The organism is Bartonella sp. HY328, assembly GCF_025449335.1.
Lineage (GTDB): Bacteria > Pseudomonadota > Alphaproteobacteria > Rhizobiales > Rhizobiaceae > HY038.
The window spans coordinates 1,677,476-1,703,243 of the sequence record NZ_CP104883.1 but is presented as its reverse complement, the minus strand read 5'-3'; the positions used below and the strand labels follow the sequence as shown (position 1 = coordinate 1,703,243).

Here is a 25,768-nt window from a genome sequence, read left to right as displayed (position 1 = left end):
CAGGAATACCAGCAAAGAAAAACCCCATCAATCTTATAACAAATTAATGGGGCTAATAATTTAAACAACCAAAAAACTGGATTTCAACCGTTTTTTAAAATAAAACCAGTCAAATCAATTCGTTATAAAATTTGCATTTTAATCAAAATGGTACTTCATCATCAAGATCGCGTGAGAAGTTGCCCCCACCGCCTTGATTGCCAAAATCATTACCGCCGCCAAAGCCGCGATCTTCATTAGAATTACCAGAATTATTCGAATTGTTGGAATTATTGAAATTAGAATTACGGTTATTATTATAACCACCGCTATTATAATTACCTACTTCACCGCGCCCTGCATTACCACCGTCACCGCGACTATCTAACATTTGTAATTCGCCGCGATATTTTTGTAAAACAACCTCAGTTGTGTAACGGTCATTGCCGTTTTGATCTTGCCATTTACGGGTTTGTAACTGCCCTTCAATATAAAGCTTAGCACCTTTTTTGACATATTGCTCAACGACCTTAACCAAATTATCATTGAAAATCACAACATTGGTCCATTCGGTGCGCTCTTTACGCTCGCCAGTATTTTTATCGCGCCAGCTTTCTGAGGTAGCAATGCGAAAACTTGCAACGGCATCACCAGAACTCATACGGCGAATTTCTGGATCGGCTCCAAGATTACCAACCAAGATTACCTTGTTTACGCTACCGGCCATTACTATCTCCATATATTATGCAAATTAAAATGGTGAATCAGTTCACCCTATCACTTTCCCTCATCGGGATAAAATACTCAACCCATTGTTTAAAAACTATAAATACATCATAACTCAACAAAAGAGGTAAATATTTTGTATTTTGAAACGCCACCTTATACGCTTTATTCACAAGGTTAAAACAAATACCGATAAATAAACATCCTTTCCACAGATGTTAACATTTTCGTGCCTTACCCTCGTAAATTAGCATTTTAATCTTATATTAGTTTTAACCATTAAAACAAATCATTTTGCCATATTGTAATATAGATGAAATTACATTATTTAGCAATTGTTCTTTTTTTGTTCTACTCTTTAATTTTGGATTTTTTATGTCTGAGCAGAAGTATATTTCTATCCGTGGCGCGCGCGAGCACAATCTTAAAAACATTGATATTGACCTGCCCCGTGATAAACTCATTGTTATGACAGGCTTATCAGGTTCTGGTAAATCGTCATTAGCCTTTGATACTATTTATGCGGAAGGGCAAAGACGCTATGTTGAAAGCCTTTCAGCCTATGCGCGTCAATTTCTTGAGATGATGCAAAAGCCGGATGTTGATCAAATTGATGGTCTTTCACCCGCAATTTCAATTGAACAAAAGACAACGAGTAAAAATCCGCGCTCGACAGTTGGCACAGTTACCGAAATTTATGATTATATGAGGCTTTTATTTGCCCGTGTTGGTGTCCCCTATTCACCTGCGACTGGGTTACCTATTGAGAGTCAAACGATTAGCCAAATGGTGGATCGCATCATGACTTTAGACGAAGGAACGCGACTTTATATTATTGCACCACTCGTACGCGGTCGAAAAGGTGAGTTTAAAAAGGAATTTGCCGAATTACAAAAAAAAGGCTTTCAACGGGTTAAGGTTGATGGCACTTTTTATGAAATTAGCGATGTGCCTAATCTTGATAAGAAATTTAAGCACGATATTGACGTCATTGTTGACCGCGTTGCGGTGCGTGATGATCTCAAAACCAGACTTGCCGATAGTATAGAAACAAGTTTGCGCTTGGCTGATGGCTTGGCCATTGCCGAATTTGCGGATAAGCCCTTACCTGAGGCTGAATTAGCATCCAATTCAGCCAATAAATCCAAAAACGACACGCATCAAAGCATTTTATTTTCAGAAAAATTCGCCTGCCCCGTTTCCGGTTTTACCATTGCAGAAATTGAGCCAAGGCTGTTTTCCTTCAATAATCCAGTAGGCGCTTGCCCGACTTGTGATGGCCTTGGTCAAAAACAAGCAATTGATGCGGCATTAATTGTACCTGATGATAGCATAACCTTAAAAGCTGGAGCTATCGCTCCTTGGGCGCGATCTTCATCACCTTATTATAATCAAACTTTGGAAGCTATTGGCCGCACTTATGGTTTCAAACTAACCGATATATGGAATAAAATAACGCCGGAAGCCCAACAGGCAGTTCTATATGGTACGGGCAAAAAAGATATTGAATTTGTTTATGATGATGGTGCGAGATCCTACAAGGCTGTAAAGCCTTTTGAAGGGGTTATCCCTAATATGGAACGCCGCTGGAAAGAAACAGATTCAGCTTGGTCTCGCGATGAGATTGAGCGTTATATGACCGCAACGCCCTGCCCTGCTTGTCATGGCTATCGATTGAAGCCAGAAGCTTTGGCAGTTAAAATTGGTGGACTGCATATTGGGCAAGTAACTGCCATGTCAATTGCCAAAGCCGATGACTGGTTTAGCTCTATTGACAAAGGTTTTACTGATAAGCAACGGGGCATTGCTGAACGAATTTTGAAAGAAATTCGTGAAAGATTGCGTTTTTTGAATGATGTTGGCCTTGAATATTTAACATTAGCGCGCAACTCCGGTACGCTTTCTGGTGGTGAAAGCCAGCGTATTCGTTTGGCTTCGCAAATTGGCTCGGGCTTGACCGGTGTGCTTTATGTGCTTGATGAACCCTCGATTGGTCTTCATCAACGCGACAATGAACGCTTACTTGAAACATTACGTCATTTGCGTGATTTAGGTAACTCAGTCATAGTGGTTGAGCATGATGAGGATGCAATTTTAACCGCTGATTACGTGGTGGATATTGGTCCCGCAGCTGGTATTCATGGTGGCAATATCATCGCTAAAGGTACGCCAAAGGAAGTCATGGATAATTCCGCTTCTTTAACTGGGCAATATTTGTCAGGCAAAATGTTTGTGCCTTTACCGAAGCAAAGACGAAAAATTGATAAGAAAAAAGCAATTAAAGTTGTTGGCGCTACTGGTAATAATTTAAAAAATGTTAGCGCCGATATTCCGCTTGGCACGTTTACCTGTGTAACCGGTGTTTCTGGTGGTGGCAAATCTACCTTTCTTATTGAAACTTTGTATAAAGCCGCATCACGCCGCATCATGGGCAGCAGGGAGATACCGTCAGAATTTCAACGTATTGATGGGTTGGAATTTATTGACAAAGTGATTGATATCGACCAGTCACCGATTGGCCGCACACCTCGTTCCAATCCTGCAACCTATACTGGGGCATTTACACCAATTCGCGATTGGTTTGCTGGCTTACCTGAAGCAAAAGCACGGGGCTATCAAGCCGGACGCTTTTCTTTTAACGTGAAAGGCGGTCGCTGTGAAGCGTGCCAAGGTGATGGTGTTATTAAAATTGAAATGCACTTCCTGCCAGATGTTTATGTCACCTGCGATGTATGTCAGGGTAAGCGTTATAATCGTGAAACTTTAGAAGTAACCTTTAAAGAAAAATCTATTGCCGATGTCCTTGATATGACGGTAGAAGAAGGCGCAGCATTCTTCTCAGCCGTGCCTGCCGTGCGCGACAAACTTGATACATTGGTGAAAGTTGGTCTTGGCTATATAAAGGTAGGTCAGCAGGCAACCACACTATCAGGTGGTGAAGCACAGCGCGTTAAACTCGCCAAAGAATTATCACGCAAAGCCACTGGCAAGACCCTTTATATTCTTGACGAACCAACGACTGGTTTGCATTTTCATGACGTTGCAAAATTATTGGAAGTTCTGCATGAATTGGTTGATCAAGGCAATACCGTTGCAGTTATCGAGCATAATCTTGAAGTCATCAAAACCGCCGATTGGGTTATTGATCTTGGACCTGAAGGCGGAGACGGCGGCGGCGAAATTGTAGCAGTTGGAAGACCTGAGGATATTGTAAAAGAAGACAGATCTTATACCGGTCATTTTCTCAAAGAATTATTAGAACGCCGGCCAACTTAAAGTAAACACCCACCATATATCTTAAGAAAATGAATGATATATGGTGGGTAATTCACTGTTATATAAAAAGTAAAAATATTTAGTTTAATAAAACAACACCAGCATTCAATGCTGCTGCCAAAGCAAGCCAAAGTGCGTATGGAATAAACAAAATGGCAACCAATTTGTCGCTATTCCATGCTTTTAAAATAATCATTATCGCCAATAGCAGCATGATTATACAAGCAAAGAGCGCGATAACTGTTTGATGCAAACCAAAAAACAGCGGTGTCCATGCAAAGTTGATCACCAATTGCGCAGACCACATTGTTTTTAAGAGATCATTTGGCCTATCAATAAATATCCGCCAGCCCACAAAGCCAATGATTATATATAGAATTGACCAAACAGGAGCAAATAACCAATTAGGAGGGGTAAAAAAAGGTTTATTTAATTCTTGATACCAAGACGTTGGTGCAAAATTATATCCAATCGCACCACCGATTATAAAAATCGCAACAATAAACAAAACTGCATATAATGATTTGTGCATAATTTTCATTTTTACTTTCCGCGATTTATAAAAACCTAAAGTTAAAGCTCTATAATTTTACCATTTACCAAATGATGTAAATCATAATCTCATAGAAAAATTAAACGTTTTACCTTGGAAATTGGTTGCAGATTATTTCAATTTAATAAAAAAACAATAGATAGAATATATCTATTGCTTAGGGTCAGGACCCATTAATTTGAACGAAATGGTATGAGAAAATTTTTGTGAGAACAAGGAGAAGATCCGCAGGAAATATAAATATTTTCAAGGGGCTTCGACAAAGTTATCGCGAAAATTTATCATATCCTGAAAGGACACAAAAACAGCTGTAATCTACTGCGTCGTAAAGCTTAACTGGGTATACCACCCACTTTTCGCTTTCCTCCTTGTAAATTTTTGCTGTTTATTGTGCCATTTCATTTAAATTAATGGGTCCTGCCCCTAAACTCTTGCTTCAACAAAAACCTATTGATATTCAATCTTATGGCAAAAAATGTGATTCCTTCCGCTCTTGATGAGCATATCGAAAAAGTCGGCTTGAAATCTGCTCTTGAAGAGCGTTATCTTGCTTATGCATTATCCACTATTATGCATCGTGCCCTGCCCGATGTACGTGATGGTTTAAAACCCGTGCATCGGCGTATTATTCACGCTATGCGGCTTCTTCGGCTGTTTCCCGATCAAGGCTATGCCAAATGCGCTCGTATTGTTGGTGATGTCATGGGTAAGTTTCACCCCCATGGTGATGCATCAATTTATGATGCACTTGTGCGCCTCGCACAAGATTTTGCTGTACGCTATCCGTTAATTGATGGCCAAGGTAACTTTGGCAATATTGATGGTGATGGTGCAGCAGCAATGCGCTATACCGAAGCCCGCATGACTGAAGTATCGACATTATTGCTTGAGGGTATCACTGAAAACGCGATTGATTTTCGTCCAACCTATAATGAGGAAGATGAAGAACCAATCGTATTGCCGGGTGCTTTTCCTAACATTCTTGCTAATGGTTCATCAGGTATTGCCGTTGGTATGGCAACATCTATTCCGCCGCACAATGTTGCCGAACTTTGTGATGCGGCCTTACACATTATTGCCCACCCCGATGCAACATCGGATGATTTGATTCAATTTATTCCAGGGCCAGATTTTCCAACTGGCGGTATTTTGGTAGAGCCAACGCAATCCATCGCGGAATCTTACCGCACAGGACGCGGTTCATTCCGCTTACGTTCGCGCTGGCACAAAGAAGAAGGTGCGCGCGGCTCATACGTTATTGTTGTAACGGAAATCCCCTACCAAGTTCAAAAAGCCCGTCTTATCGAAAAAACAGCAGAGCTTTTAATTCAACGTAAACTACCATTACTTGAAGATATTAGAGATGAATCTGCGGAAGATATTCGCATTGTTTTAGAGCCTAAAAACCGCAGTGTTGACCCAGAGATTTTAATGGAATCTCTGTTTAAACTAACTGATTTTGAAACGCGGATTTCACTTAACTTAAATGTTTTGACCTTAGGCAAAATTCCAAATGTCTTATCATTAGATCAAACATTAAAACAATGGCTTGAACATCGAAAAGAAGTTCTCATTCGCCGTACGCAATATCGCTTAAAAGAAATTGAGAAGCGCCTGGAGCTTTTGAGTGGCTATCTCATTGCCTATCTTAATCTTGATGAGATTATTCGTATTATCCGCGAAGAAGATGAGCCTAAAAAGCAACTGATTGCTACTTTTAATTTAACAGACAATCAGGCGGAAGCTATTTTAAATATGCGTTTACGCTCACTGCGCAAACTCGAAGAAGTAGAAATCCGGACGGAATTTGACAAGCTAACGGTTGAAAAACAAGAACTTGAAGAACTTATTGCCTCTAATGTACGACAATGGAAGGCTATTTCTTCCGAAGTTTCAAAAGTTAAATGGATTTTTTCGCAAAATACTGATCTTGGCAAACGTCGTACCAGCTTTGAAAAAGCACCAGACCATGACATTGATGACATTCAACAAGCGATGATTGAAAAAGAACCAATCACCATTGTTGTTTCCGAAAAAGGTTGGTTACGCGCTTTAAAAGGTCATATTTCTGATTATTCTAGTCTATCATTCAAAGAAGGTGATAGCCTAAAACTTGCCTTCCCCGCACAAACAACCGACAAAATTTTGGTATTGAGCACTGGTGGTAAGTTTTACACTATTGCAGCAAATAGCTTGCCCGGTGGGCGAGGACATGGCGAACCAATCCGTATTCTTGTTGACATGGATAATGACCAAGACATTTTGACTGCTTTTGTGCATGAAGCAGATACTAAGTTGCTCATCACGTCACATCTTGGCCACGGCTTTATTGTGCCTGAAAATGATGTCATTGCGACAACCCGCAAAGGCAAACAAGTGATGAATGTGAAAGCTCCTGATGAAGCGGCAAGTTGCATTAGAGTAAATGGTGACAGCGTTGCAATTGTTGGTGAAAACCGTAAATTGCTAGTTTTCCCGATTGAACAAATTGCTGAAATGTCGCGCGGCAAAGGTGTTCGTTTGCAACGCTATCGCGATGGTGGCATGAGCGATATTATCACCTTTAATTTAGATGATGGTTTAACTTGGAAAGATTCAGCTGATAGAAGTTTTGTTCGCAGCAAGGAAGAACTGATTGAATGGATTGGTAACCGTGCAGGTGCAGGGCGTATGGTACCGAAAGGTTTTCCACGGTCTGGCAAGTTTAATTAATAGTTCTTAAGTTTAAAAATTAAGGCGCCGATTTATTCGGCGTTTTTTTATGATATAAATACTTTAAAGCCAAAGCATATTGGAAAAGCAATTTATAGCATTTTGGGTAATTAACAATATTAAAACTTTATGCGTTCAGATTTGTAGATTAATTGACGTTTATAAATCCATGTATTATCGTATTCATCATGGGATATGATTTAATACCACCTAAAATAGTAACAATAAATCAAAAATTTATCGACACTAATTAGGCATCTTCCATTTTAAAAATAACTGAAACGGCATAGAACTTTTACTTCTGAATGAAAGCTCTAACGATGGCAATGGAACATTTGGATGCACCCTCCATTTTAAGCGATGATAACAGCAAGCCACTGATTACAGACTTTGCTGCATTTGAACTATGGTTCCGCAAAAACTGGAATGTAAAGAATTGGCAATATCTAGACTGGAGGAAAACGCGTAACCCTAAATATGTGTTTACCATTGTATGGGGCGCGGATCTTGGCTGGCAAGTCGGGGAGATATCAGGTTATATATCGGAAGAGGGAACTGCATTTAGTCTTCAAGACGGATCTACCATCTTTTTATTTGAGTTCATAAAAAAAATTGCTTTAGAATATCCTGATCAAGTGGATAAGATCATTTTTTTCAACGAATATGGCGAATTTTCACGTTACAAACACGGCATATCAGATGAAGAGCTTTGGAGCCGGATTACGATGGAGCGGGGGCATGTTGATCGTGAATTAATGACGAAGTTTGGTTTTTGGAACGATTCATACGAATAAACGCTAGACCTAAGAATTGGCTTAAATCTGAGAATACATTCTTAGGAAATTAGTGTTAAGCAACGACTATCTGGTTTTATATGGGAAATCATCTTAACTTATTCTCATCAATTACGCGGCGGCAAATGCATAAGTTAAGTTTGGCTTGTGTTTTGGCCTTATGCTCACATGGGAGTGACGCAACTGTGGCAAAAACTTATGCACATTTGCTAGATGAAACAGCGCTATGCATACTTAATTGGCCAGATTTGTGGCCGCCGCGTCATAGTAATAGCCTCACCCAAAGCCAACCACTGAAGGGGCCATGGCCCAGAGTTGAACCGCCATCTCCCTCTCTCAAACCGATGGTAGTTTCACGATTAGATGCAAAAAAATATGTGCAGCAATCAAGATTATTGCGGCTGCGCTATTATCCCGATGCCGATAAAGAAGCTCTTATGCGTGAATTAACGCTTGAGTTTCTCCGTCTTGCACTACCTGAATATGTTTCCAATTTATCGCAACTGCAAAGCGATGCATTAATTGCGGACCATTTTACCGAAGCCCATAAACAAAATTTTGGTGAAATGGATTGTTTAACATTTTGGTCAGTACTTAGTATTTTAGCAGGCAACGACTTCTACCAACTTCGCTATGTTAATCTATGGCTACAGATTGAATACCGTAGCAAAGATGTTTTACTCGAACGCTTAATTCAGGGGCTGAATGTAACAATGCACAATCCGTGGCTTGCTATCCTCACAAATAATGTTGGTGAAGAAACCACCTATTCAAATGGAACCATTATTTACGAAGATAATTTTGGACAAATTATTAGGCAAGAATAATGGATCAAGGAAGACTTTTTAATCTTTTGTCAAAGAAACCACTAAGAAAGTTTAATTCTATGTGCCAAGAGGCGGATGGCATAAAGCGAACAATCACCAAATGAATTAAAGTGATAATTGCCTACTGAAATTCGCAATGAGATGAATATTTAAAAAGGTAGGCACATGCGTATTGTCCTTCGCCTAATAACACAAAACATTAGGCTATAGGCAATTACTAATACGCTTAATATGAGATCGATCTGTAATTATCAATTTAGCTTGGATAGCAGATAGTTATTGCTTTCATTTCAATTGCCAGTTTTTTTATAAAAACCAAATAAAATCCTCCCAATAATAACCTCCCCTCAATTCATGTTTAAAATCACTTCATGTAAGCAATCGATTCACTTCTTAAATGCTAAACAGTAAATTGATATAGATCAATTAGAGCAATAATAAAAATCAATCGTATATTCCATATTAATCATATACAGATTCAATAAAATCAAATGCATAACGTTCGGCTATCTTTCCTTCTTTAGATTGATTCAAATCAACGACTGTATTTATTCTAGGTCCATATTGCCAGCATCGACGCAACCAATTTTTTGGTGTTGCGTTTTAACCAGACTAAATTTGCTGGACAAAAAAATGGAAAACAAACAAATCAAGGCCCCCGCTGGGCAAAACTCCGCGTTATGGTTGAGCACTTTTGCTTTTACCATTTGTTTCGCCATCTGGACTATATTCGCAATTATCGGCGTTCAGATCCAAGACCAGTTAGGTTTATCCCAAAGCCAATTTGGACTCTTAGTTGGTACACCAATTTTAACCGGTTCGCTCGTTCGTATTCCGCTCGGCATCTGGTCCGAACAATATGGTGGACGTCTTGTTACTCTTATAACAATGCTTCTAGCTGCTATTGCTACTTATCTACTGACCTTTGCCACGACCTATAATCAAATGCTTCTAGCAGCTCTTGGTATCGGTCTTGCTGGTGGTGCCTTTTCCTCTGGCGTTGCTTATGTTGCTCGTTGGTTTAAAGGTAGCCCGCGCCTTGGTCTCGCACTTGGTATTTTCGGCGCTGGCAATGTTGGCGCAGCCGTTACAAAGCTTTTTGCACCAACTGTTTCTAATATTGGCGGTGGCTGGCATGCAGTGGCAATTGTTTGGGCCATAGCTCTTGCTGTGACTGGTATTGTATTCTTTGTCTTTACCAAAGACGATCCTACACTTGTTGCACAACGTAAAAGTGGTCAAAAGCCTAATAGCAGCTGGCTAGAGCTTTCCCCGCTCGCCAAATTGCAAGTATGGCGCTTTTCACTGTATTATTTCTTTGTTTTTGGTGGCTTTATCGCCCTTGCTGCATGGCTTCCTAAATATCTTATGAATGTTTATGCGTTTGATTTAAGAACCGCAGGTATTGTTGCTGCATTTTTCTCAATCCCTGCAAGTTTGTTCCGTATTTACGGTGGTTATCTTTCTGATACACTTGGCGCTCGTAAGGTTATGTATTGGACGCTTACTGTATCGGTTATCACATCCTTTTTCCTTTGTTACCCGCCAACACAATATACTATTGAAAGCATAAATGGTCCAATCTCGTTCCATATGGCAACAGGTTACATTACCTTCACCATTATTGTGTTTATCCTTGGCTTCGCCATGGCACTTGGCAAGGCAGCAGTTTATAAGCATATTCCGGTTTATTTCCCTGAAAATGTTGGTGCTGTTGGTGGTCTGGTCGGTATGATTGGTGGTCTTGGCGGCTTTATACTACCTATCATTTTTGGAAAGATTCTTGAAATTACCGGCGTCTATACTACTTGTTTTATGGTGCTTTTCGCAATTGCCGCCGTTTCCCTCCTTTGGATGCATTTTTCAATCCGCCGCATGGAACAACAACGCCTTGCCGAAATGGGTGAAACCCTTGCCGAATTTCCGGAGCTACGCTAATGTCTAATCCTAATAATAAATACGTTCTAACCACTTGGAACCCTGAAGATGCGTCATTCTGGCAACGGACTGGTCGAGCAATAGCTAACAAAAATCTTTGGATCTCAATTCCTGCACTTCTTTTAGCTTTTGCTATTTGGCAAGTTTGGTCCGTAACCGTATCAGAACTGCCTAAAGCTGGCTTTAATTATACAGCAACGCAATTGTTTTGGCTTGCAGCTCTTCCCGGTCTTTCAGGCGGTACTCTACGCATTTTCTATTCGTTTATGGTACCAATTTTCGGTGGCCGTCGTTGGACAGCTCTTACCACTGCATCGCTTCTAATTCCTGCAATTGGTATTGGTTTTGCCGTACAAAACCCAGAAACTCCTTATTGGGTTATGGTTGCACTTTCATTGCTTTGTGGCTTTGGTGGCGGCAACTTCTCATCATCAATGGCTAATATTTCCTTTTTCTACCCAAAGAGCGAAAAAGGTAAAGCAATGGGCTTAAATGCTGGCATTGGTAACCTTGGTGTATCAGTTGTTCAATTGGTTGTTCCCCTTGTTATCGCCACTAGCGTTTTTGGCTGGCTCGGCGGCAACCCACAGACAATCACCCAAGCTAATGGTGCAACATCATCAATCTGGTTACAAAATGGCGCGTTTGTTTTTGTGCCTTTCATCATTATTTGTACGATTGCTAGCTGGTTTGGTATGAATGATATTGCTGATGCTAAAGCTTCATTCGCTGATCAGGCAATTATTTTTAAGCGCAAAGACAACTGGTTAATGTGCGTTCTTTACATGGGTACATTTGGTTCGTTTATCGGTTTTGCTGCTGCATTTCCTCTTTTGATGAAAGTTACTTTCCCTGAAGTAAATGTTCTTAATTATGTTTTCTTGGGGCCATTAATTTCAGCTCTTGCACGTGCTGGTTCCGGTGGCTTGAGTGACCGCGTTGGCGGTGGCCGTGTGACATTGATTTCTTTCATCATTATGATGGCTGCTCTTCTTGCTGCACTCTACTTTGTGGCAAATCCAGAAAATCCAATTGCTTTTGGTGGCTTCTTTACCTCATTCATGGTGCTATTCTTTGCAACGGGCGTTGGTAATGCATCTACATTCCAAATGATTCCAGCCATTATGAGCCGCGTTATTGATAACACTATGCCAAATGCAACAACTGAACAAAAACGCCATCAAACAGAGCGTGAATCTGCTGCAATCACTGGTTTTACTGCTGCAATCGCTGCTTATGCTTTCTTCATCATCCCAATCAGCTTTAACGCTTCAAAGCTTTATTATGGTGGTCCACAAGCAGCTCTTTTCGGCTTCCTAATTTTCTACCTCATCTGCCTTTTTATTACTTGGTTTTGCTACACCCGTAAGGGCGCAATACTACACATTGAAGGTCAACGCGCAAAGCGTATCCAATCGACAGGAGACCAAAACAAATGAGTAATTTACTCGATCGTCTCAACTTTCTTGCCCATAAGCGTGAAAAATTTTCCCAAGGCCATGGTATAACAACCGATGAAGACCGCAGCTGGGAAGATAGTTATCGCAAGCGTTGGCAGTATGACAAAATCGTTCGCTCAACCCATGGTGTAAATTGCACGGGTTCATGTTCATGGAAAATCTATGTAAAAGGCGGTATCGTTACTTGGGAAACCCAACAAACCGATTACCCACGTACCCGGCCTGATCTTCCAAACCATGAACCACGCGGTTGTCCGCGCGGCGCAAGCTATAGCTGGTATATGTATTCAGCAAACCGCGTTAAGTACCCACTTATTCGTGCACGCCTTTTAAAACTTTGGCGTACCGAGCGCGTTCTTAAAACACCCATTGGTGCATGGGCTGCAATTCAGGAAAGCTCTGAAAAACGTCGCGAGTACCAAAAGGTTCGTGGTCTTGGTGGATTTGTGCGTGCAACTTGGGCAGAAATGAACGAGATTATTGCAGCGGCAAATGCCTACACTGTGCGCAAATATGGTCCAGATCGCGTTATTGGTTTCTCACCAATTCCTGCAATGTCAATGATCTCATATGCTGCTGGTGCACGTTACTTGTCATTGCTTGGCGGTACTTGCATGTCCTTCTATGACTGGTATTGCGATTTGCCACCAGCCTCACCAATGACATGGGGCGAACAAACCGACGTTCCTGAATCAGCTGACTGGTATAATGCTGGCTTCTTGATGCTTTGGGGTTCGAATGTTCCGCAAACGCGTACACCGGATGCGCATTTTTATAGCGAAGCTCGTTATAAAGGCGCAAAATCAGTTGTCGTTTGTCCAGACTATTCTGAAGCAGCCAAATTTGCTGATATGTGGCTTCATCCAAAACAAGGTACTGATGCCGCCCTTTCAATGGCATTTGGTCATGTTATTTTGCGTGAATTCCATCTTGACCGCCAAGCTGAATATTTTGATGATTATTGCCGCCGTTATACAGACATGCCAATGCTTGTTCGCCTTACTGGCAAAAATGGTCATTATATTCCTGACCGTCTATTGCGTGCTTCAGATTTTGATAAAAACCTTGGTGAAGACAATAACCCAGAATGGAAAACAATTGCGGTTGATAGTTTAACTGGCGAATATGTTGCACCAACTGGCTCTGCTGGTTTCCGTTGGGGTGAAGATGGCAAATGGAACCTTGAACAAAAAGATGGCAAGGGTCGCGACATCACTTTGGAAATGAGCTTTATGCTTGAAGGTGACCATGATGCCGTTGCAGATGTTGATTTCCCTTATTTTGGCAATAAGGAACATGATTATTTTGAAGGCACAGACCACGACAGCATCCTTACACGCAAGGTCCCTGCCCGCAAATTGAAACTTCCTGAGGGGGAAGTTATGGTTGCGACAGTCTTTGACTTGTTTGTTGCTAATTATGGTCTTGAACGCGGTTTCAAAGACCCTAACTGCGCCACAAGCTATGATGAAAACATTCCTTACACCCCAGCTTGGGCCGAAAAAATTACTGGCGTACCACGTGCAAATATTATTTCTGTTGCTCGTGAATTTGCGCGTAATGCTGAAAAGACCAATGGTCGTTCAATGGTAATTCTTGGCGCTGGTTTGAATCACTGGTACCATATGGACATGAACTACCGCGGCATTATTAATATGCTGATTATGTGTGGTTGTATTGGTCAATCTGGTGGTGGTTGGAGCCACTATGTTGGACAAGAAAAGCTCCGTCCGCAAACCGGTTGGACACCTCTTGCATTTGGTCTTGACTGGGCGCGCCCACCACGCCACATGAATTCAACATCATTCTTCTATGCCCATACCGATCAATGGCGTTATGAAACAGTTAAGGTAAGCGATTTGCTTTCACCGACTGCGCCTGAAGGTCCTTGGGAAGGCTCATTAATTGATTATAATATCAGAGCTGAACGTATGGGCTGGTTGCCATCTGCACCGCAGCTTGAAACCAATCCACTTGATCTTGCAAAACAAGCTCAAGAAGCTGGCATGGAGCCTAAGGATTTTGTGGCACAAAGCCTAAAATCAGGCAAATTGAAAATGTCATGTGAAGATCCAGATGCGGAAGTAAATTGGCCACGCAATATGTTTGTTTGGCGCTCAAATCTGCTTGGTTCATCAGGTAAGGGACATGAATATTTCCTCAAGCATTTGCTTGGCACTTCAAATGGTGTACTTGGCAAGGATTTGGGTGAAGAAGGTCGTGCCGGCTCGGTTGAAGCTGTTTGGCATGATGAAGCTCCAGAGGGTAAACTAGATCTTTTGGTAACGCTCGATTTCCGTATGTCCACAACTTGTGTATATTCTGACATCGTCTTGCCTACCGCAACATGGTATGAAAAGAACGACCTTAACACCTCAGATATGCATCCTTTCATCCATCCTTTATCAAGTGCTGCCGATCCTGCATGGGAAGCACGCAGTGACTGGGAAATCTTTAAAGGCATTGCAAAGCGCTTTTCTGAGATTGCTCCAGAAGTCCTTGGTGTTGAAAAAGACGTTGTTCTTGTACCAACTCTGCATGATACTCCAAATGAACTTGCACAGCCTTTTGATGTTAAAGATTGGAAAAGAGGCGAAATCGAACCAATTCCTGGTAAGACAATGCCAACAGTTGCTGTTGTAGAACGCGACTATCCAAATCTTTATAAGCGCTTTACAGCTCTTGGACCATTACTTAAAAACATTGGTAATGGCGGTAAAGGTATTGCTTGGAATACTGATCATGAAGTTGACTTCCTCGCAAAACTTAACGGTGTTGTGGAAGAAGAAGGCGTAACTAAAGGTATGCCTAAGATTGAAAGCGATATTGATGCAACAGAAGTTGTGTTGTCGCTTGCGCCGGAAACAAATGGTGAAGTTGCAGTTAAAGCATGGTCTGCTTTAAGTAAAATTACTGGTCGCGACCATACCCATCTTGCTATCCCAAAAGAAGATGAAAAAATTCGCTATCGTGATATTGTCGCCCAACCGCGTAAGATCATTTCTTCACCTACATGGTCAGGGCTTGAATCTGAAGAAGTTTGCTACAATGCTTGCTATACCAATGTTCACGAGCTTATTCCTTGGCGTACAATTAGTGGCCGTCAACAGCTTTATCAGGATCATTTATGGATGCGGGCATTTGGTGAAGCCTTCTGCGTTTACCGTCCTCCTATTGATACCAAGACTGTAACACCTGCATTAGAAGCCAAAGCCGATGGGCAGCCACATCTTGTTTTGAACTTCATCACACCTCACCAAAAATGGGGTATCCATTCAACCTATTCTGATAACTTGCTTATGCTTACGCTTAACCGCGGTGGCCCAGTTGTCTGGATTTCAGAGCCAGATGCCAAGCGTGCTGGCATTGTCGATAATGACTGGGTTGAAGTTTATAACAGTAATGGTGCCTTGGTTGCCCGTGCAGTTGTTTCACAACGCATGAAAGACGGAACAATGTTCATGTACCATGCGCAAGAAAAAATTGTTAACGTCCCCGGCTCACCATTAACCGGCCAACGTGGCGGTATCCATAACTCGGTTACCCGCGTTATTACTAAACCAACCCATATGATTGGTGGCTATGCTCAACTTTCTTATGGCTTTAACTATTACGGCACGGTTGGTGCTAACCGTGATGAATTCGTCGTCGTTCGCAAATTAGCAAAAGTTGATTGGTTGGATGATGAATTACCCGAACATGCAGCAAAGGAGGCGGCACAATGAAGGTCCGCGCACAAATAGGTATGGTCCTCAATTTGGACAAATGTATCGGCTGTCACACCTGTTCGGTGACATGTAAAAATGTTTGGACAAATCGTGAAGGCGTAGAATATGCTTGGTTCAACAATGTTGAATCAAAGCCAGGCATTGGTTTTCCGAAGGATTGGGAAAACCAAAAACGTTGGAACGGCGGCTGGGTTAGAAAGTCTAACGGTAAGCTAGAACCTAAAATCGGTTCAAAATGGCGGGTATTGGCAAAGATTTTTGCCAATCCTGACCTACCTGAAATTGATGATTATTATGAACCATTTGATTTTGACTATGAGCATTTGCAAACCGCTAAGGAAAGCAAAGCAATGCCAGTTGCTCGTCCGCGCTCAAAAATTAGCGGACAGCGCATGGAAAAAATTGAATGGGGTCCAAACTGGGAAGAAATTCTTGGTGGCGAATTTGAAAAGCGCTCAAAGGATTATAACTTTAACGGCGTTCAAAAAGACATTTATGGACAATTTGAAAATACATTCATGATGTATTTGCCACGCCTTTGCGAACATTGCCTCAATCCTGCTTGCGTTGCATCATGCCCATCAGGCGCTATTTATAAGCGCGACAATGATGGAATCGTTTTAATCGATCAAGATAAGTGCCGTGGTTGGCGCATGTGTGTTTCTGGCTGCCCTTATAAGAAGATTTATTATAACTGGTCTTCTGGTAAATCAGAAAAATGCATTTTCTGCTATCCACGTATTGAAAGTGGTCAGCCAACAGTTTGCTCTGAAACCTGCGTTGGACGTATTCGTTACCTTGGTGTTATTCTTTATGATGCCGACAAGATTTCTGATGCAGCCAGCACTATGAGCGAAGAAGATCTTTACGAAGAGCAATTGAAGATGTTCTTGGATCCCAATGATCCAGCTGTAATTGATCAGGCTCGCAAGGATGGTATTTCTGAAGAATGGTTGGACGCTGCAAAGAATTCACCCGTTTATAAGATGGCAATGGAATGGAAAGTGGCTTTCCCACTTCATCCAGAATATCGCACCTTGCCAATGGTTTGGTATATTCCACCACTTTCACCACTGCAGTCAGCAGCTGAAGCTGGTAAAATTGAAATGGATGATTTCATTCCAAATGTTCGCTCATTGCGTATTCCAGTAAAATATTTGGCCAATCTTTTAACCGCAGGTAAGGAAGAGCCAGTTATTTCAGCGCTTGAACGTATGCTAGCCATGCGTGCTTATATGCGTGCAAAAACAGTTGATGGCGTGATTGATCCATCAATTCCAGAAAAAGTTGGCATGGACCGCGAAATGATTGAACACATGTATCATGTCATGGCGATTGCTAATTATGAAGACCGCTTTGTGGTGCCAACAGCCCATCGCGAAGTCAGTGAAGATGCCTATGAAATACGTGGATCTTGCGGATTTTCATTTGGTAATGGTTGTTCAGGTAGTAGTTCTACTGCTGAGCTTTTTGGTAGCAAAAAACCTCGCCACCATACAGCAAGCGGAATGTTGAAGGAGAGCGCATGATGCATACGGATCTTAAAATTCTATCCATTCTATTAGCTTACCCTGAAGAATCACTAAAGAATGATGCTAGCCTTCTTGCGGCAACGTTAGAAGAGACAAGTGAGCTTGATGCGCAAACATTAGCTAAGGTCAAACAACTGATCGCAACCCTTGGTGAACGTGATATTTTCGAAAGCCAAGAAGAATATGTCACTTTGTTTGACCGTACACGCTCACTCTCATTACATCTTTTTGAACATGTTCACGGCGAAAGCCGTGATCGTGGACAAGCGATGGTTGATTTGAAAATCATGTATGAAGAAGCTGGCCTTGAAATTAATGCCAGTGAATTGCCTGACTATCTGCCCATGTTCCTTGAATATCTTTCAACAAGAACCGCAGATGAAGCTCGTCAATCCATTAGCGATATCTTGCACATTGTAACAGCAATCGGCGAGCGTTTACAAAAGCGCAATTCTCCTTATGCAGCAGCATTTACCGCATTGGAAGCCCTTTCAAATGGTGGCGCTGATAAGGCATTGCTAGATGAACTTCGCAATATGGAAGAAGATGATCCAAACGACCTTGAAGCGCTTGACCGCATCTGGGAAGAAGAAGCCGTAACATTTGGTGCAAATCAAGGTGAAAACGCCTGCGGACCAGATCGTTTACGTACAAGGCTGCGGGCGGCAAATCGCGACGCGACCCATAGCCATCATTAAGGAGACACCCCATGTATTCGTATATTAATACACTTTTATTTGGGATCTATCCCTATATTGCCCTCACTGTTTTGGTCCTAGGCTGTATTGCCCGTTATGATCTTGATCCCTATACTTGGCGTTCAGGATCAAGCCAATTATTAAGACGCAAACAGCTTATCTGGGGTTCGGTTTTATTCCATGTCGGTGTATTGTTGATTTTTGGCGGCCATCTTGTTGGTCTGCTTACACCTCTTGCACTTTTTGATGCATTAGGAATTAGCCATACATTCAAGCAATTACTAGCTATTTGTCTTGGCGGTGTTGCTGGTACTATGGGTATTGTTGGTGCAACATTACTTGTTCACCGCCGCTTGTTTGATGCCCGTGTTCGCGCCAATTCAAGTTTTTCTGATACAATGATTATCATTTTACTTTGGATTCAATTGATGCTTGGTCTTCTAACCATTCCTTTATCACTTGGACATCTTGATGGTCATGAAATGGTGAAATTTATGAATTGGGCTCAAGGTATCTTTACATTCAACATTGCAGCATCAAGCTATATTATTGATACAGCGGCTGTGTTCAAACTGCATATTTTCCTTGGACTTACTATTCTTCTGGTTTTCCCATTCACTCGTCTTGTTCATATGTTGAGCGTTCCTGTCCGTTATATTTGGCGCCCAGGTTATCAAATTGTTCGTAAGGCTGAAAAAAATGCACCTATGGTGCGTGAACCCGCAGAATAACAGTTAGGGGATCCTTTACCTCCCATACACCCGTTAAAGGATCCCCACCCTTTAGAATAAAATTTTCATATCTTTTTTAAAAAACAAAAACTCGAAAAGCCATTTTAATAATGGCTTAGAAGTTAAACTGTTTTGGCACCCTCAAGTTTTCCCCGCATCTTGAGGGTGCCAAGCCTAAATCAAATGCAGGACCATGGTTTAAATTTTAGATTTTGTTCCAAATTGGGAACAACTTGTTTAATCATGCGTTTAACGCCGATAAGTCGATAAACTTCGGTTAAAAATTCTATTATTTTTACTAATTTTAGCGACACAACCAGAATTTAAGTTATAACTATTATAAAAAATACGGTTTTTATTACGAATATAACAAACATTAAAAACTTGTTTTATTATCTTTGATAAAAGACCCTGCAAACGCTATGGAGTAAATTATGGTAACCCTTTTTAATAGTAAAACCGAAGATAATACACCAAAACCCTATAGCAAAAAACAGGATATTGACACTCGTATTCCGCCAAAAGCAAAGCCAGTTTTCAACCAAATTAGTGTAAATGGCATTGCTATAGAAGAAGCAGATATTTTGGCAGAAGCACAAAACCATCCAGCTGAAAATCCTGGCGAAGCGCTTACAGCAGCAGCACGCGCATTGGTTATCCGCGAATTATTATTACAAGAAGCAAAACGCCTCAATCTTTATAGCGATGATCTAATCAGCGACCAGCGTAGTGATACACCGCAAGATATTGCAATCAGTAAATTAATGGATCAAGAAATATCCGTTCCAAATGCAACCATTGAGGATTGCCAACGCTTTTACAGCAATAATACCGCCCGCTTTTTGTCTGATATGATTGTAGAAGCGCGCCATATTCTTATTAGTGCTGATCCTAAAGTGCAGGCTGACCGTGAGGGCGCAAAAACGATTGCCACGGAAATCATCCGCAACCTTGAATTAAGCCCATCACGTTTTGATGAGCTTGCAAAAGAATATTCTGATTGTCCTTCTTCTATGCATGGTGGCAACCTTGGACAATTAACCACTGGTAGTACGGTACCCGAATTTGAACAAGCATTAAAAATTGCTGAAGGTGCTGGACTAATTAAAAATCCGGTTGAAACCCGTTACGGCTTTCATGTCGTTGACATTATTCGTAAAATTCCAGGAACCCCTCTTCCTTTTGAGGCGGTAAAAGATCGTGTCAGTGCTTGGCTGGAGGCATCAAGCTGGTCGCGTGCAGTTTCACAATATATTTTAATTTTGGCCGGAAATGCGAAAATTGAAGGTATTGAAGTCTTGCCATCTGAAGGTCCACTTGTGCAATAAATGATATTTACGTTCACTTTAGAAGTGTGATATTTGTGATTACACTTATTGAAAGTTAAAGACATGCATGACCCAATCAAAAACAATAAATCAGCAGTAAAGCCTTCGCAATTACAAGATGGCTTTGGACGAAATGTAAGCTATTTGCGTCTTTCTGTTACAGATCGTTGTGATTTGCGTTGTGTTTATTGCATGTCTGAAGACATGGTGTTTTTGCCCAAAAAAGAACTATTGACCGTTGAAGAACTCTATCGTGTTTCTTCAACCATGATTAATCTTGGTATTAAAAAAATTCGCCTTACCGGTGGCGAACCATTGGTTCGTCGTGGTATCATGCAGTTATTTGCCATGCTTGCACCCCATATTGGCAAAGACCTTGATGAACTAACATTAACCACCAATGGCACATTACTTGACCGCTACGCAGGCGAACTTGCGTCCCATGGCGTCAAGCGGGTCAATATTTCATTGGATACGCTGAACCCTGCCCGTTATGAAGATATAACCAGACTGGGTGATATTGCTAAAGTTTTTCGCGGTATTGACGCGGCACTTGAAGCAGGGCTGAAAGTTAAAATAAATACCGTTGCTATGAATGGGCATTTTTTAAGTGAGGTTGATGAACTTATTCGTTTTGCCCATGCGCGCAACATGGACCTTACATTAATTGAAGAAATGCCGCTTGGCTACACGGGACATGATCGCGCTGAAACCCATCTTTCATTGACTAAGCTACGCGAAAGTCTGTCACAACGTTGGACGCTTAACGCATCGGCTAAAAGCTCCGGCGGTCCGGCACGCTATGTCACAGTTGAAGAAACCGGCGGACAGCTTGGTTTTATTACACCACTGTCTTGTGATTTCTGCTCCAATTGCAATCGCGTTCGCATAGGCTCGACAGGGCGTTTATATCCCTGCATGGGACAAACTGGTATGGTCGAGTTGCGCGAAGTTCTACGTTCAAGTGAAGCAAATGATCATTTGATTGAAAAAATATATTCGGCAATTGCAGGAAAGCCAAAGGGACATGATTTTTTAATAGAAAAAGACAAAGTCTTTGGAATTGCTCGTCATATGTCCGAACTTGGCGGTTAGACATTTTAAACCTTCACTTTAACACATTTATCTTTTGGTTTTTGTGGGCTTACATAATTTTTTCGCCTTATAATCACACAGCTATTTGAAAATAAAGCTAAATCAACCAAAGAATGAAGCTATAATAGTTTCCGCTTATGTTTAGTTGTGAAAAAATTAAAGTAGAATAATTTCTTCGGTAGCTCAATTTAATATAGCTCAACAAAAAAGCACTTTGGTGAATAATCACCAAAGTGCTTTTCTTAATCGGTCTAATACAACTATTTAGTTTTAAGCATCAAATTGAGGAGCGGCCTTTTTATCAATGCCAGCCTGATCAAATGTTGCCATTTGGCTATGGCAAAGCGTTGCAGCTTTTACAATACCTGCTGCTAATGCCGCACCAGTACCTTCACCTAAATGCATACCAAGATCAAGAATCGGTTTCTTACCCATAATATCCAATAGTTTTTTATGGCCGGGTTCGCTTGATAATTGGCCAACCATGCAATGATCTAGAGCAGCTGGTAAGCAGCGATAAAGAACCGCCGCTGCAGCAGTTACGACATAACCGTCCAAGATAACTGGAATTTTCTCCATGCGTGCGGCAAGAATTGCCCCCACAATTGCTGCAAATTCACGACCACCTAAGCGGCGCAATACCTCGAACGGGTCGTCTAAATGACCTTCATTGCGCATCACAGCTTTGCGAACAGCTTCAACCTTACGGGTGAAATAATCGCCTGTAGAGCCCGTACCAGGTCCCACCCATTCTTCAACATCGCCACCAAACAAACCACAAGAAAGTGCAGCGGCAACGGTTGTATTGCCAATGCCCATTTCACCAATGCATAAAAGATCAGTGCCACCAGCAATCGATTCCATACCAAAAGCCATGGTTGCAGCACAACCGCGCACATCCATTGCTGCATCTTTGGTGATGTTCATGGTTGGATAATCAAGAGCAAGATCATAAATCTTAAGGCCTAAATCATTGGTAATGCAAATCTGATTAATAGCCGCACCGCCTGCTGCGAAGTTATCAACCATTTGACGAGTAACCGTTTGCGGAAAAGGCGTTACATTTTCTTCAACCACACCATGATTACCAGCAAAAACCGCAACTAATGGGCGAGTAATTACTGGTTTATCTTGACCACGCCAACCCGCAAGCCAAATGGCAATATCTTCCAAACGGCCAAGCGAACCGACTGGCTTGGTTAATTGTTGCTGACGCAGACGCGCTTGCGCCATAGATTCTTGGTTTTGTTCTGGAAGATTGTGCAAAAGCGCACGAAAATCATCAAAGGGGCTTGCCATATTGCTCACGAGAATATCCTGCTAGACTTCTAATTGTTATAAATGTGAATCTCTTTGCGTTGGTTTATACGCTTTTCAATTTGATTTTTCAAAGGATCTTACTATCTTGTTGGCGATTATTGCATCAATATGTCGAAGTTTAGGCTTCCTCACTCGTTTACCAATCAATAAAAGATGGTTTAAGGGGGCATATTTGCCAAGCGATGACGCTGCAAGCTTTCCAATTGCAGGTTTTCTGATTGGTCTATTTGGTGCTGCATTTTTTTTAATTGCGATATTTTTAAACTTAGGAAATTTAGTCGCTGCTATTATCAGCACAATCGCTATTATATTTTTAACTGGAGCCCTTCATGAAGACGGCTTAAGCGATACTTTCGATGGTTTTTTTGCTCCCAAAGATCGCAACCAGCGCCTTGAAATTATGAAAGATTCGCGCATTGGCGTTTTTGGTGCTTTGTCACTTATCTTATCAATTACGCTAAAAATATCCTTATTGAATAATCTAGCTACACAATTTAGTATAAGCTGTGCATTCATTGGCTTGGTTGGTGCTGAAACAATAAGTCGCACAATGATGATTTGGCTTTGGTATAGTTTGCCATTTGCGAAGGCCAATGGCGTTGCTGTTGCATCGGGTGCACCCAGTCAAAGCAATATGGGACGCGGTTTAATTATAGGAATTCTATTACTTTTTGTTCTTATTGTACCGTTTTTCAACCTCTTTCATTTTATACTTTCATGTCTGCTAACCGCCCTTACAGCCTTTTTATTCATGCAGCTTTGCAAGTGTAAGATCGCTGGCATCACCGGCGATTGCCTTGGCGCATTGCAGCAAATATCCGCGCTGGCCTTTCTCATCGGCGTTTCAATATTTTAAACTTGCCCAATCTGGTTTAAAGATCGGGCAAGTTATAGCGTTGTTAATTTTCCATCTTATAATGACGAATTGGATTGCCACGCTCTAATTGACGGTGTTGAAGAAACATCTTTTGCTTACGACTTTCTTCTGCATCGTTTTTCAAAAGGGCTAGCATGGTTGCCAATCTTTTTACAGCAATGGCTTTATTACGGTGTTGTGAGCGCTCTTCTCTTGCAACCGTCATAAAACCTGTTGGTAAATGAATCACTCGCACCGCACTATCGGTCGTATTTTGATGCTGGCCACCTGGGCCACCTGCTCGCAATGTCTCAAAACGAATATCACATTGATTAATAGCAATATCAGGTTCAAGCATCAAATCATCAATTCGATTTACACCAATAAACCAATTTTTCCTTTTGTGATTTGGCCGCCTTGGACTTGTAAAGCTAAAACAAATTGATCCAGTCACGCTTTTGGCAAGATTATTTGCTTCATCGCCATATAAAACAATAATTGCCGATGCTGGTCCATTTTTTTGCCCTTTTTGATTGACTGTTATTTCGATATTAAGGGACTTTTCCTTTGCTTCAAGTTCAATTTTTTGTAAGAAAAATGAAAGCGCCATTCGACATTCGGCTGGCCCCATGCCGCTTGTTACAAATAATGTTGCACTAGACATCGAACCATCCTTTCTTTTGTACACGTAAAAACGGTTTTTTAGATTTTTTACCCAATGTTTTAATGCCTTTTCCTTCTTCACTTTCAGTATTAGCACATTTAAAAGTAACAAGAGGGCGAAGAGCGGCAATAGGTGTAACTAAATCAAAAGATTGCAATTGCTTCACTACCTGCCCTGCTTCCTTATAAGCATCAGCTCCCTCTTCAATAAGCAGTTTTTTATCATCACAAATAAGTTGCCCCCCCCAATCATTGCGTTTTAAAGCATCGCGTGCTGAGCGCGTTTTAGCACCGCGCTCAAACATTGATCGGCGATCATATTTGCGCCCTGCTCCGTGAGACAGGGAGCATAAGGCTTGTTCAATATTAGCACTTGGCTGCACTACATAACTTAAGGAAGCTCTTGAGCCTGCTATTGGCACGAGTGAAAAGCTAGCTTTAGCTGCACCTTTTCTATGCAGAAAACCATCCTTTGTTGCTTCTATTAGATTATGTGGTACATCAACAATAAGACGCATATTAGCATTTAAAAGCGTAGCAGCATGCTCAGCAATCAAACGGCGATTAATAGCAGCATAGGCAACAGCGCGATCATGGGCTGCAAGATATGCAATCCCCTCTTCACTATGTGCATCAAAACCTAATGCTGCCCCCATTGCCATTTCATCAAAGACCATATTGCCATACGAACGCGACCCTGAATGAACCAGCAAATAGGCTTTTGCTTTATCCAAATATCCGTCCATAAAAATGTCATCAACCACCTGCAACTCGCAAAAATGGTTACCACCACCAATTGTGCCAAGCTTATTGATATGGCTATCATCTAACCTAGCTTCATTGAGATAGCACTCAGTATTTTCTAAATTACCGTTTTCCAAAGCGCGCCAACGTTTAGTAATTTTGCCAAGTTTCAATTTATTTACTGGAATATCCAGCTCAAAAAAGCCCATACCGCAACCAATATCATTACCTATCAGCATCGGATAGATTTTATCTGCCAAGATAGCGGCACCAACTGGTCCATATTTACCTGGGTGCAAATCTGGAAAAGCTGAAATTTTTTTAATATTGCTATTTAACGCTAATTGATCAAGCTGTTGTAGGGCTTTACCTTCAACCCAAAAATCATCGGAAAAATAGTTATTTACTTTTGTTAAATTATATTTATTTGGCTCATTAGCCAATTGTAGTTTTTTTGGTTTATGTACCAAAGGAAAATTGCCCATAATATACGATCCAATGGAGCATGATACATCAATGCCCAAAGTGCTTTAGAGCACTGACAGAGCTTGATTATATGCAAAGATTATATTTATAATTTTTTGAAAATGAGCACAAAGCTCATGGGCAGAGGCACAATTTTCTAGCCTTCAGTTAGATTGTATTTATAACAACCAGATTTGCCAATTTATGAGCTCGATCAATACAGACCAAGCTCTTATATGTAATATTTAAATTGGAAAGTAAGGCAAAGCGTCAAATAAGCAAAATATAATCAATAATTTAGATTAAAATTAAATAAGCTATTTAATGCTATTATTGAGCCAAT

At 41.2% G+C, this 25,768-nt stretch carries 16 protein-coding genes and 1 pseudogene; 12 read left to right on the top strand and 5 right to left on the bottom strand.

Annotation, left to right across the window (positions count from 1 at the left end; all coding sequences use genetic code 11):
* Window positions 1-142: 142 nt before the first annotated feature.
* The gene (ssb, locus tag N5852_RS07250; protein WP_262097163.1) at window positions 143-706 is read right to left on the bottom strand and encodes a single-stranded DNA-binding protein; all 564 of its coding nucleotides are present in this window, start codon (window positions 704-706) and stop codon (window positions 143-145) included.
* A 374-nt stretch (window positions 707-1,080) separates the two neighbouring features.
* Between ssb and uvrA the strand changes: the two genes are divergently transcribed.
* Window positions 1,081-3,981, top strand: a complete 2,901-nt coding sequence (gene uvrA / locus N5852_RS07245) for an excinuclease ABC subunit UvrA (protein ID WP_262097162.1) — start codon at window positions 1,081-1,083, stop codon at window positions 3,979-3,981.
* A 79-nt stretch (window positions 3,982-4,060) separates the two neighbouring features.
* Here uvrA and N5852_RS07240 read toward each other — a convergent pair whose 3' ends face one another.
* A complete protein-coding gene (locus N5852_RS07240; protein ID WP_262097161.1) occupies window positions 4,061-4,522 on the bottom strand; it encodes a TspO/MBR family protein in 462 nt (153 codons plus the stop codon).
* Window positions 4,523-4,999: 477 nt separating this feature from the next.
* Between N5852_RS07240 and parC the strand changes: the two genes are divergently transcribed.
* The 10 genes and pseudogenes from parC to moaA all read left to right on the top strand — a co-directional run bounded on the left by parC (window position 5,000) and on the right by moaA (window position 21,377).
* Window positions 5,000-7,246 carry a DNA topoisomerase IV subunit A gene (gene parC, locus N5852_RS07235; RefSeq protein WP_262097160.1) on the top strand — a complete coding sequence of 749 codons (2,247 nt, stop codon included), beginning with the start codon at window positions 5,000-5,002 and terminating at the stop codon, window positions 7,244-7,246.
* 320 nt (window positions 7,247-7,566) lie between these two features.
* On the top strand, window positions 7,567-8,040 hold the full coding sequence (locus tag N5852_RS07230; protein WP_262097159.1) for a hypothetical protein: 474 nt from the start codon (window positions 7,567-7,569) through the stop codon (window positions 8,038-8,040).
* 185 nt (window positions 8,041-8,225) lie between these two features.
* Window positions 8,226-8,867 (top strand): hypothetical protein, encoded by a 642-nt coding sequence (locus N5852_RS07225; protein ID WP_262097158.1) that lies wholly within the window; start codon window positions 8,226-8,228, stop codon window positions 8,865-8,867.
* A gap of 633 nt (window positions 8,868-9,500) precedes the next feature.
* Window positions 9,501-12,244, top strand: a pseudogene (locus tag N5852_RS14695) (nitrate/nitrite transporter).
* Complete coding sequence (locus N5852_RS07210) at window positions 12,241-15,990, top strand: nitrate reductase subunit alpha (protein ID WP_262097155.1); 3,750 nt, start codon at window positions 12,241-12,243, stop codon at window positions 15,988-15,990. Before N5852_RS14695 ends, N5852_RS07210 begins: the two are co-directional and overlap by 4 nt.
* A complete protein-coding gene (gene narH, locus N5852_RS07205; protein WP_262097154.1) occupies window positions 15,987-17,522 on the top strand; it encodes a nitrate reductase subunit beta in 1,536 nt (511 codons plus the stop codon). The genes N5852_RS07210 and narH overlap by 4 nt, the downstream gene beginning before the upstream one ends.
* Complete coding sequence (narJ, locus tag N5852_RS07200; protein ID WP_262099719.1) at window positions 17,522-18,223, top strand: nitrate reductase molybdenum cofactor assembly chaperone; 702 nt, start codon at window positions 17,522-17,524, stop codon at window positions 18,221-18,223. The genes narH and narJ overlap by 1 nt, the downstream gene beginning before the upstream one ends.
* Before the next feature lie 11 nt (window positions 18,224-18,234).
* Window positions 18,235-18,954 carry a respiratory nitrate reductase subunit gamma gene (gene narI / locus N5852_RS07195; RefSeq protein WP_182419331.1) on the top strand — a complete coding sequence of 240 codons (720 nt, stop codon included), beginning with the start codon at window positions 18,235-18,237 and terminating at the stop codon, window positions 18,952-18,954.
* Window positions 18,955-19,388: 434 nt separating this feature from the next.
* On the top strand, window positions 19,389-20,282 hold the full coding sequence (locus N5852_RS07190; protein ID WP_262097153.1) for a peptidylprolyl isomerase: 894 nt from the start codon (window positions 19,389-19,391) through the stop codon (window positions 20,280-20,282).
* A 63-nt stretch (window positions 20,283-20,345) separates the two neighbouring features.
* Window positions 20,346-21,377, top strand: coding sequence for a GTP 3',8-cyclase MoaA (gene moaA, locus N5852_RS07185; protein WP_262097152.1), 1,032 nt, complete (start codon window positions 20,346-20,348; stop codon window positions 21,375-21,377).
* Window positions 21,378-21,647: 270 nt separating this feature from the next.
* Here moaA and cobT read toward each other — a convergent pair whose 3' ends face one another.
* Window positions 21,648-22,685, bottom strand: a complete 1,038-nt coding sequence (gene cobT / locus N5852_RS07180; protein WP_410004203.1) for a nicotinate-nucleotide--dimethylbenzimidazole phosphoribosyltransferase — start codon at window positions 22,683-22,685, stop codon at window positions 21,648-21,650.
* 97 nt (window positions 22,686-22,782) lie between these two features.
* Between cobT and cobS the strand changes: the two genes are divergently transcribed.
* A complete protein-coding gene (gene cobS / locus N5852_RS07175; protein WP_315973209.1) occupies window positions 22,783-23,553 on the top strand; it encodes an adenosylcobinamide-GDP ribazoletransferase in 771 nt (256 codons plus the stop codon).
* A gap of 43 nt (window positions 23,554-23,596) precedes the next feature.
* Here cobS and prfH read toward each other — a convergent pair whose 3' ends face one another.
* Window positions 23,597-24,217 (bottom strand): peptide chain release factor H, encoded by a 621-nt coding sequence (gene prfH / locus N5852_RS07170; protein WP_262097151.1) that lies wholly within the window; start codon window positions 24,215-24,217, stop codon window positions 23,597-23,599.
* Window positions 24,210-25,445, bottom strand: coding sequence for an RNA ligase RtcB family protein (locus tag N5852_RS07165; RefSeq protein WP_262097150.1), 1,236 nt, complete (start codon window positions 25,443-25,445; stop codon window positions 24,210-24,212). Before N5852_RS07165 ends, prfH begins: the two co-directional genes overlap by 8 nt.
* Between the last annotated feature and the right edge of the window lie 323 nt (window positions 25,446-25,768).